A 9,678-nucleotide genomic window follows, 5' to 3' on the forward strand; every position below is an offset into this window, starting at 1 on the left:
AGTTTTAATGGTTCTGATGAATCTCATAAAAGTAGAAATATTGGAATGGAAATTAAGAAAAATTTTATTCTTAACGATATTTTTAGAAATAGTAAAATAGAAAATATTTCTAATTCTTGGATTAAAGGAAGAGTATATATTGATAATAATAATAATGATAAATATGATATAGATGATGTTCCAATGAACGATTTAGAAATTTATATTCAAGGGAAAAGAGTAAAAACAGATAAAAATGGAAAATATATAATGGAAAATATAAGCTCTAATAGTAAATTTAAAATAAAATTGGATAAAACTTACATTGATCCATTATTACATTATAAGGAAAATATTAACTATAAATTAATGCCATCTACGGGAATGGAAGTTAATATTCCTCTTCAATATACAGTTTCATTAAGTGGAAATATTATATTAAAAAATAAAGATATAGAATTACTAAAATTGTCAAATATTTATAGTAAAATAGAAATTAAATTATTAAAAAATAATAAGATTATTAAAATTTCAAGACCTGAATATGATGGATATTTTAATATTGATAATATATTAAAGGGTGAATATGAACTAAAAATAGAGAGTAAAAATTCTAAATTTATAATTAAAGAGAAAATTAAAAAAATAAAAATAGATTCAAAAGAGATTGATAATGGATATATTGATCTAAAAGATATTATATTGTTAAAAAGAGAGGATGAATAGGATTGAAAAAAATATTTGTTATATTTATTCTGTTTTTTATTAAAGGATTTTCAGAAGAAAGTGTTAATTTTTATCCTAGTATTTCATATGATTTAAAAAAAATAATTGAAATAGACTCTAATTTAGATGTAATAAATTTTGGAACCATAATTTATGGAAGTATTGGAAGGGTTTATGGACATAAGATAAGATTAAATGGAACAGGAAAAATGAAATTAGTTTATGAAGCTAATAGAGATCTAAACTCTTTAGGAATAAAGATTATGCAAAGTAGTGAAAATTGTATTGGACAGTATGATAAAGAGATAGGATATGAATATTTTTGGAATACTTTTCAAAGTGAAGTTAAGAATTTAAAAGGAACTGAGATTATATTTACAGCATATTATGATGATTAAAAAATGGAAGCAATAAAATTTGCTTCCATTTTTTTAATTAAAAGGATACCAAAAACCTTTGAAAATATTTAATTTTGCATATATAGAGATACTTATAAGTAGAATCATAGAAAGAAAAACAAAAGCATCAGCTTTTTTATACTTTTGTCCACTATACCATGTTCTTTTTTTATTACTTCCAAAACCTCTTAAGTCCATAGCATTAGAAATGACTTCAACTCTATTTAAAGAGGATAAAACAAGAGGTAAAAGAATAGTATTATAATTTTTTAATCTTTTTATTAAAGAAGCATCTCCTTTTCTAAAGGGAACTCCTCTAGCTTCTTGAGCATGCATAATATTTGTAAATTCCTCTTTTACGTCAGGGATATATCTAAGAGCAATATTAATTGCATAAGCTACTTTATAAGAAACACCAATTTTATTTAAACTACTAGCAAATTTACTTGGATGAGTAGTAAAAATAAATAGCATCATAATAGGAAATATAGCTAGATATTTCATAGAAAGAGTTATTGCAAACCAAACAGTTTCTAAAGAAAGCGTAATTCCTTTAATTGTAATTAGTGGAGTTGTTGTACCTGTTAAAGTAGAACCATATTCAGGTGTAATTACAATTAAAAATAAAGAGTTCATAATTGTAAACATAATTATAAATAAAAATAGAGGTTTAATAGATTTAAATGGAATTTTAGCTATTTTTAATAGAAAAAACCCAAAAAGAAAAAATCCTAGAAAAACTCTAAAATCATTGAATAAAAAAACTGATGCTGTCCAAATTAAAAGCAAAATAAATTTTATACTTCCATCTATTTTATGTATTGGAGAATTTGTATCTATATATAAAGTTCCTGATCTAGACATTAGAATCCTCCTTTCTATTTTCATGATTAATAAAAGTGTTCATAAGTATTTCAGGTTCTATATTCATAAGTTCAGCCATTGAAGATAAAGATGTTTCTTTTAAACGAGATTTTCTCATTAACTCTTTTTCTCCTAGAATAACAGAAGGATGATTATTTGCAATAATTGTTCCTTGGCAAAGAACAATAGACCTATTAGAATATTCTAGGGCTAAATGCATATCATGAGTTATAAGAATTATTCCAACTCCTTTTTTAGCAATCTCTTTAATAAATTGCATAAACTCTTTATAACGTTTATAATCTTGACCAGCAGTAGGTTCATCTAAAATAAGAACTTTAGGTTCTAAAGCTAAGATAGATGCAATAGTTAATCTTTTTCTTTGACCATAACTTAAAGAGGTAACAGGCCAATTTTTAAATTCATATAAACCACAAACTTTTAAAGCTTCCTCAGCTCTCTCTCTTATATTTTTAAACTCTCTTATTTTTAAGCCAAACTCAACTTCTTCCAAAAGAGTTTCTTGAGTGATCATGTGATTAGGATTTTGCATAACATATCCTATTTTTTCTCCTCTTTTTCTAATATTTAATTTATTAATATTTTCATTAGAAAGAAGAATATCTCCAGAAATAGCTTTTTCAATTCCAGTAATAACTTTACATAAAGTTGATTTTCCAGCACCATTGTTTCCCAGTAATGATAGGATTTCTCCTTGATGTAAAGAAAAATTAATATTTTCTAAAATAGGGTGGTTTTTATCATAACTAAAACTTAAATTTTTAACTTGAAGAATTGTTTGAGAAAAATTATTTGTTTTTGTTTTTGAAGAGTTACACCAATTATTAACTTTTTCAATATTATGTTGAGTTCCTACTTTAGCAAGAGGATAAATAATATCTTTTTTGATATCTATTCCAGCATATTTTAAAGCTTCTATATATAAAGGTTCTCTAAGACCATAAGCTCGAAATATATCTTTTTTAAATAATTCTTCAGGAGTTCCATTGGCAACAATTTCCCCTTTATTTAAAATAATAACTCTATCAAAATTTTCTTCTAAAACATCTTCTATTCTATGTTCAATAACGATAATTGTTTTTTCAGTATTTTTTTGGATGTGTGATATTAATTTCATAGCATGTTTTCCACTTTCAGGGTCTAAATTAGCTAGTGGTTCATCAAATAAAAGAATATTAGCAGGACTTCTCATTATTCCAGCAAGAGATACAGATTGTTTTTGACCTCCAGAAAGTTCTTGAGGGCTAAGATTTATAAATCTTTCCATATCAACTGTTAAAAGAGCTTCTTTAGTATTTTTAATCATTTCTTCTTGAGAAACTAAATTATTCTCATCTATAAAAGAAACATCTTCACCAACGCTTAAACCAATAAATTGACCATCTTGATCTTGAAGAACTGTACCAATATGTTTACTAATTTCAAAGATGCTTGTTTCATATGGAAATAAGTTATTAACAAGGAGAGAGCCTTTAAATCCTCCCTCTTTAGAGAAAGGAACAATACCATTTAAGCAACTTCCTAAAGTAGATTTTCCACTACCACTAGGACCTGCAATTAGAACTTTCTCACCTTTTTTTATACTGAGATTAATATTTATTAATGTTGCCTCAGCTTGATTTATATATTTAAAAGTAAAATTTTTAAATTCTACTACGTTAATCATAAATTTCTCCTTTTTTACTCATCTATTTTTAGATTGGAATATTTCTTTTTACGAGTACCAATACCTATAATTATAGGTATTCCAAGTGTTGCTGTAACAATAAAGTTAGTTAATGTAGCAAGTGCGATTTGTATCCATACTTTTTTTGCAGGTTCACCATAAAAATAAACATCTCCAATATAAGCTGCTAATCCAGCAAAGATCATTCCTAAAATAGCATAGATGTACATTTTAAAAATATGCTTTTTTGTAATTTGACCAGTTTCCAGAGAAAAAGATGGATCAAGAGATATAAAACCTCCAAATAAACCAATAACAGCAGATAAAAATACCCAACTGAACCAAACACTTCCCCACATAATCATATCATTTAAAGCATGTCCAACAAAACCAACAAAAAATCCAACAACAGGACCAAAAATAGCTCCAAAAATAGTAAGTAGAGCAACAGCTATTCTAAAAGATGTATTGGGCCCAACGGGAATAGCAACACCAGATAAAACACTATATAGTGCAGCACCAATACCAATAGCTACAACATTTTTTGTTGAAAACAATTCTTTTTTCTTTATATAATATCGAAAACCATCTTTATCTTCATATGATTTAAACATATTTTAACATCTCCTTTCTTTTTTTAAAATCTTTCATATATAGGTAAATAAAATCCCAAAATTCTTTTTTATGATGAGGATATTTTAAATGAGCTACTTCATGAAAAGCTACATATTCAATAGCTTCAATAGGCTTTTTTATAAGCTCTAAGTTCAAAGTAATAATTTTACTTGCTGGTCTACAAGAACCCCATTTTGTTTTCATTTTTCTAATTTTAATTTGAAAAATAGTCTCATCAGTAAGATTTAAGTATTTTGAAATAGTTTCTTTAAAAATAATAGAAGCTTGAACTTTATACCAATTATATAAAAGTTTTTTTATTTTTTCTTGAGAAAAATCACCACTATAATTAATAGAGATATTCTGATTATTGATTGCAACAGAATTCTTTGAGTTACTAAAAATTTGTAAGGTATATTTTATACCAAGATACTCTATATTGTCTCCATTTTTATAAGATTTGTCAACCTGTTTTAATGGAAAATCTTCAAATTTTTTAATATTTTTTAAAATCCATTCCTCTTTTTCTTTTAAAAAATTATCTATAAATTTTTTTGGAGTATTTTTAGGAACTGATAATAGAACTTTACCATTATTTTTAACTTTAAGAATGATATTTTTAATATCTTTTTTATAAATAGTAATATTGAATTTCATTAAAACTCCTTTTAAATAAATTTATATTATATTTTACCATAAAATAAATAAATTTGACAAAAGATACATGTAGGAAGTATATAAAAAGATTAACAAAATAAAAAAGGAGGGTATTATGAAATCAAAATTATTTCTAGTATCAAGTTTAATTTTAATAGGAGGAACAGTAGAAGGAGCAGTAAAAAAAGATGTTAAGTTTACAGAAAAAACTTATGGTGTTTGTTCAAAAGAGATGACAGTAGATGTTAAAGATGGAAAAATAGTATCTTTTTCAGCTGATAGAGGGTGTCCTGGAAATTTAAATGCTATATCTAAACTATTACCAGGGATGGAAGTAGATAAGGTTATTGAATTACTAGATGATAATCCTTGTGCAGGAGCCCCAATAAAAGGTTTAAGTTCATGTATGGATAATATGGTAGAAATGTTAAAGTACCATGTTAAAGGGGAAGGGGAAGGACATATAAAAGAGTTAAGAAAGAAACAGAAAGCTCAAAGAATAGCATTTTCTTATGAAGGGCATATTTGTACAGGCTGCGGGTTATGTGATGCACAATTTTCTTAGATAAGATATTTAAAAGTCCATTAATTTGGACTTTTTTTATTTATTTAATTAAGATAGGTAGAATTAATTTTAAAGAATTGAATGATAGTTGAATTTATGATTAGATATATCTACAGATAACTTATTAATGGAGGGACATATGCTTTACTTAGAAAATCCAAAGGAGTTTAAAATAAATAGAATTAGCTCTCATTCTACACATGAATATATTAGTGGGAATATAGAATGGAAAAAAAGTTTAAATGGAATATGGGAATTTTTATATATGGACTCAAAAGAATGGAAAAGCATAGAGGTTCCAGGCCATATTGAACTTCAAGGTTATGGAAATCCGCAATATGTAAATACAATGTATCCATGGGATGGAAAAGAAAATTTAAAGCCAGGAGAAGTTCCAAAAAATAATCCATTTGGAGTTTATAAAAAAGAAGTAGAAATTCCAAATGATTGGAAAGAGAAACCTATTTTTATATCTTTTCAAGGAGTTGAATCTAATTTAGAACTATATTGTAATGGACATTTAGTTGGATATAGTGAAGATACATTTACACCTAGTGAATTTGAACTTACAGATTATATAAAGCCAGGTAAAAATGAGATAACAGTAAAAGTTTCAAAGTGGTGTAGTGGCAGTTGGTTAGAGGATCAAGATTTTTGGAGATTTTCAGGAATCTTTAGAGATGTCTATTTATATTCAATTCCACAAGTACATTTAAAAGATGTATTTGTAACTTCTGATTTAGATTTACATTTAGGAATAGGTCAATTAAAAACAGAGATGAAATTAATGTCATTGGAAGAAAGAAAAATAGATATAAATATAAAACTTATTGATGGAGATAAAGAGGTATTAAGTTTTAAAGAAACTGATATTTTAATAGAGGAAAAAAGAACAATATTATTGAGTAAAGAGATAGAAAATCCAAAATTATGGAGTGCAGAAACACCTAATTTATATTTATTAGAGATTATTTTAATAGATTCAGAGTCAAAAGAAATTATTGAAGTTTGTAAAGAAAAAATAGGATTTAGAAAAATTGAGATAAAAAATAAAATTTTGTTAATCAATGGAAAAAGATTAGTTTTTAAAGGTGTAAATAGACATGAATTTAATTGCTATAATGGAAGAGTAGTAAGTGAAGAGGATATGTTGTGGGATATAAAATTTTTAAAAGCAAATAATTTTAATGCTGTTAGAACATCTCATTATCCTAATGATAATAGATGGTATGAGCTTTGCGATGAATATGGAATATATGTAATAGATGAAGTGAATTTGGAAAGTCACGGAACTTGGCAGATACTTGGAATGCCTAATCCAGAAAACGTTATTCCTAATAATGATCCAGAGTGGCTTGAAAATATATTAGACAGGTCAAAGTCAATGTTTGATAAAGATAAAAATCATCCATCTATAGTTATGTGGTCACTGGGAAATGAATCTTTTGGTGGTGAAAATTTATATAAAATGTCAGAATACTTACGTAATTTAGATTCAACAAGACCAATACATTACGAGGGAATTTATTGGGATAGAAGATATGATAAAACTTCTGATGTGGAAAGTAGAATGTATGCTAAAGTAGAGGATATTGAAAAATATTTACAAGAAACTCCAGAAAAGCCATTTATATTATGTGAATATAGTCATGCTATGGGAAATTCCAATGGAAATCTTCATAAATATGTTGAGCTTGAAGAGAAGTATGAAATGTATCAAGGTGGATTTATATGGGATTATATAGATCAAGCAATTATAAAGAAAACAGATGAAGGTGAAGAGTTTTTAGCGTATGGAGGAGATTTTGGAGATAGACCTACAGACTATAATTTTTGTGTTAATGGATTAGTATATGCTAATAGAGAAGCTTCTCCAAAAATGCAAGAAGTAAAACAATTATTTTCAGATTATAAAATAGTTGTAGATAAAGATAATTTTACTATAAAAAACAAGAGTTTATTTACAAATATAAATAAATATAATACTGTAATAAAATTATTTAAAGATGGAAATGAAATTTTTAATGAAACTAGAATACTTGATTTAGAAGCTCAAAAAGAAAAGAAGTTTAAATTAGATATTAAAATTCCAAAGGATAGTGGGGAATATATTATAGAAGTTTTATTAACATATATGGAAGATAGAGAGTATGTTAAAAAAGATTCAGAGATTACTTTTGGACAATTTATTTTTAGTAAAAAAGAAAAGAGAAAACAAGAGGAGTTATTAGATAAAAATCTAACTTTAATAGATGGTGGATTTAATATAGGAGTAAAAGGGGAAAATTTTAATGTTATTTTCTCAAAATCTTATGGAGGATTATTATCTTTAAATTATTTTGGTAATGAATATTTAGAGGAGATAGTACGTCCTAACTTTTGGAGAGCTTGTACTGATAATGATAGAGGAAATAAAATGCAGTATAGATATGCACAGTGGAAAATTGCATCTCTTTATTCTGTAGTAGAAAACATAGAAATAGTAGAAAATAAAAAACATATAGATATAATATATAATTATATGCTTCCAACAACACCAAGTACAAATTGTATTATAAAGTATAGTGTTTTTTCTTGTGGAAAAATTAAAGTGAATATGGAATATTCAGGAAATAATTTAATGACAGATATTCCTTTATTTGGTATGACATATAAGTTAAATAAAGAGTATAATAATATAAAATGGTATGGAATGGGACCAGAAGAAAACTATATTGATAGAGTACATGGAGCTAAACTTGGAATATTTGAAACAACAACAGAAAAGAATATGAGTAAATATATTATTCCTCAAGAGTGTGGAAATAGAATTGGAAATAGATGGGTAGAAATAAAAAATTCCAATGGGAGCGGAATAAAAGTAAGCGGAGAAACTCCATTTGAATTTAGTGCACTACCTTATGGAGTTCATGAAATTGAACAAGCAACTCATCATTATAAATTACCAAAACCTACTTATACAGCATTAAATATAAATAAAATACAGATGGGTGTAGGTGGAGATGACTCATGGGGTTCTAAAACTCATGAAGAATATTTAGTATTTGGAAAAGAAAAAATAGAATTTGAATATACAATTGAAATAATTTAAAATATGCTCCTTTTTAGGAGCATATATATTTTTTAAAAAATATGTTGACAAAATATAAAAAATGCGATATAATTTTTATGTATTAAGGGAACTTAATCACATGCGTCATTAGCTCAGATGGTAGAGCACACGACTTTTAATCGTGTTGTCACTGGTTCGAGCCCAGTATGACGCACCATTTTTATGCTCCGTTCGTTCAACGGTTAGGACAATAGATTTTCACTCTATAAACAGGGGTTCGATTCCCCTACGGAGTACCACAAAAATTAAATAAGTATGGTGAGGTTCCCGAGCGGCCAAAGGGATCAGACTGTAAATCTGACGGCTACGCCTTCGAAGGTTCGAATCCTTCTCTCACCACCACTTATGCCGCTTTAGCTCACCTGGTAGAGCAACTGACTTGTAATCAGTAGGTAATTGGTTCGACTCCGATAAGCGGCACCATTTATGAAAGCATAACACTTAATTTATTAGGTGTTTTTTTTATTTTTTGTAATAGAAAAAAAGAGAATGAAAAGTGATGATTTACAGTTATAAAAAATCATTTTATAATAAATTTATTTAAAATAAATTTAGGGGGATAAAAAATGAAACTAACAGAAAAATCATTGGAAAAATATGGTGTAGATTTTAAAGTATCTCAAGAAAAATTGATTGGTGGAATACATGAGGCTTTAAAAAAAATAGATACAAATTTAAAAGTCTTTATAGATAATTACCCAAAAGCAGCAAGTGTTAATAATATATATCCTTCTATGAAAAATGGTGAGGAAGTTGATGATTGGACATCAGGGTTCTGGACAGGAATGTTATGGTTGTCATATGAGTTAACTTATGATGAAAAGTATAGAAAGTTAGCAGAGTATCAATTGAGAAGTTTTAAATCTAGAATTGAAAATAAAAAGCATTTAAATCATCACGATATAGGGTTTTTATATTCTTTATCAGCAGTTGCACAAAATATTGTAACTGGAAGTGAAGTAGCTAAAGAGGTTGGAGTAAAATCAGCAGAGCATTTAATTGGAAGATTTAAAGAGAAAGGTGAGTTTATACAAGCTTGGGGAGATTTAGATAATCCAAATGATTATAGATTAAT

Annotated in this window: 7 protein-coding genes, 4 tRNA genes and 2 pseudogenes; 9 read left to right on the forward strand and 4 right to left on the reverse strand. The window is 26.7% G+C overall.

Annotation, left to right across the window (positions count from 1 at the left end; genetic code table 11):
- Both Q0V09_RS04525 and Q0V09_RS04530 read left to right on the forward strand, forming a co-directional pair.
- Positions 1–705 (forward strand): annotated as a pseudogene (locus tag Q0V09_RS04525) (hypothetical protein); the annotation flags it as partial.
- 2 nt (positions 706–707) lie between these two features.
- On the forward strand, positions 708–1,103 hold the full coding sequence (locus tag Q0V09_RS04530; protein ID WP_297487367.1) for a hypothetical protein: 396 nt from the start codon (positions 708–710) through the stop codon (positions 1,101–1,103).
- A gap of 33 nt (positions 1,104–1,136) precedes the next feature.
- Here the strand turns inward: Q0V09_RS04530 and Q0V09_RS04535 are convergent, their stop codons facing one another.
- From Q0V09_RS04535 to Q0V09_RS04550, 4 genes are read right to left on the reverse strand one after another with little or no spacing between them, the layout of a single operon-like run.
- Complete coding sequence (locus tag Q0V09_RS04535) at positions 1,137–1,967, reverse strand: energy-coupling factor transporter transmembrane protein EcfT (RefSeq protein WP_297487369.1); 831 nt, start codon at positions 1,965–1,967, stop codon at positions 1,137–1,139.
- A complete protein-coding gene (locus Q0V09_RS04540; protein WP_297487371.1) occupies positions 1,960–3,654 on the reverse strand; it encodes an ABC transporter ATP-binding protein in 1,695 nt (564 codons plus the stop codon). The genes Q0V09_RS04535 and Q0V09_RS04540 overlap by 8 nt, the downstream gene beginning before the upstream one ends.
- A gap of 14 nt (positions 3,655–3,668) precedes the next feature.
- Positions 3,669–4,268, reverse strand: a complete 600-nt coding sequence (locus tag Q0V09_RS04545) for an ECF-type riboflavin transporter substrate-binding protein (protein WP_297487373.1) — start codon at positions 4,266–4,268, stop codon at positions 3,669–3,671.
- The gene (locus Q0V09_RS04550) at positions 4,261–4,926 is read right to left on the reverse strand and encodes a M48 family metallopeptidase (RefSeq protein WP_297487375.1); all 666 of its coding nucleotides are present in this window, start codon (positions 4,924–4,926) and stop codon (positions 4,261–4,263) included. Before Q0V09_RS04550 ends, Q0V09_RS04545 begins: the two co-directional genes overlap by 8 nt.
- Before the next feature lie 115 nt (positions 4,927–5,041).
- Between Q0V09_RS04550 and Q0V09_RS04555 the strand changes: the two genes are divergently transcribed.
- The 7 genes and pseudogenes from Q0V09_RS04555 to Q0V09_RS04585 all read left to right on the forward strand — a co-directional run.
- Positions 5,042–5,491 (forward strand): TSCPD domain-containing protein, encoded by a 450-nt coding sequence (locus Q0V09_RS04555; RefSeq protein WP_297487377.1) that lies wholly within the window; start codon positions 5,042–5,044, stop codon positions 5,489–5,491.
- A gap of 139 nt (positions 5,492–5,630) precedes the next feature.
- Complete coding sequence (locus tag Q0V09_RS04560; protein WP_297487379.1) at positions 5,631–8,582, forward strand: glycoside hydrolase family 2 TIM barrel-domain containing protein; 2,952 nt, start codon at positions 5,631–5,633, stop codon at positions 8,580–8,582.
- A gap of 102 nt (positions 8,583–8,684) precedes the next feature.
- Positions 8,685–8,760: transfer RNA gene (locus tag Q0V09_RS04565), tRNA-Lys, on the forward strand.
- A 7-nt stretch (positions 8,761–8,767) separates the two neighbouring features.
- Positions 8,768–8,842, forward strand: a tRNA-Glu gene (locus tag Q0V09_RS04570).
- Between the two features lie 18 nt (positions 8,843–8,860).
- Positions 8,861–8,945 (forward strand) — tRNA-Tyr (locus Q0V09_RS04575).
- Between the two features lie 5 nt (positions 8,946–8,950).
- Positions 8,951–9,026 (forward strand) — tRNA-Thr (locus tag Q0V09_RS04580).
- Positions 9,027–9,169: 143 nt separating this feature from the next.
- A pseudogene (locus tag Q0V09_RS04585) lies at positions 9,170–9,678 on the forward strand (glycoside hydrolase family 88 protein); the annotation flags it as partial.

This window comes from uncultured Cetobacterium sp. (assembly GCF_947039425.1).
Lineage (GTDB): Bacteria > Fusobacteriota > Fusobacteriia > Fusobacteriales > Fusobacteriaceae > Cetobacterium_A.

What these genes read in the sequence shown, in the direction of transcription:
- Q0V09_RS04535 (WP_297487369.1), bottom strand. Translation starts at nt 1,967, where the DNA reads ATGTCTAGATCAGGAACTTTATATATAGATACAAATTCTCCAATACAT.
- Q0V09_RS04540 (WP_297487371.1), bottom strand. Translation starts at nt 3,654, where the DNA reads ATGATTAACGTAGTAGAATTTAAAAATTTTACTTTTAAATATATAAAT.
- Q0V09_RS04545 (WP_297487373.1), bottom strand. Translation starts at nt 4,268, where the DNA reads ATGTTTAAATCATATGAAGATAAAGATGGTTTTCGATATTATATAAAG.
- Q0V09_RS04550 (WP_297487375.1), bottom strand. Translation starts at nt 4,926, where the DNA reads ATGAAATTCAATATTACTATTTATAAAAAAGATATTAAAAATATCATT.
- Q0V09_RS04555 (WP_297487377.1), top strand. Translation starts at nt 5,042, where the DNA reads ATGAAATCAAAATTATTTCTAGTATCAAGTTTAATTTTAATAGGAGGA.
- Q0V09_RS04560 (WP_297487379.1), top strand. Translation starts at nt 5,631, where the DNA reads ATGCTTTACTTAGAAAATCCAAAGGAGTTTAAAATAAATAGAATTAGC.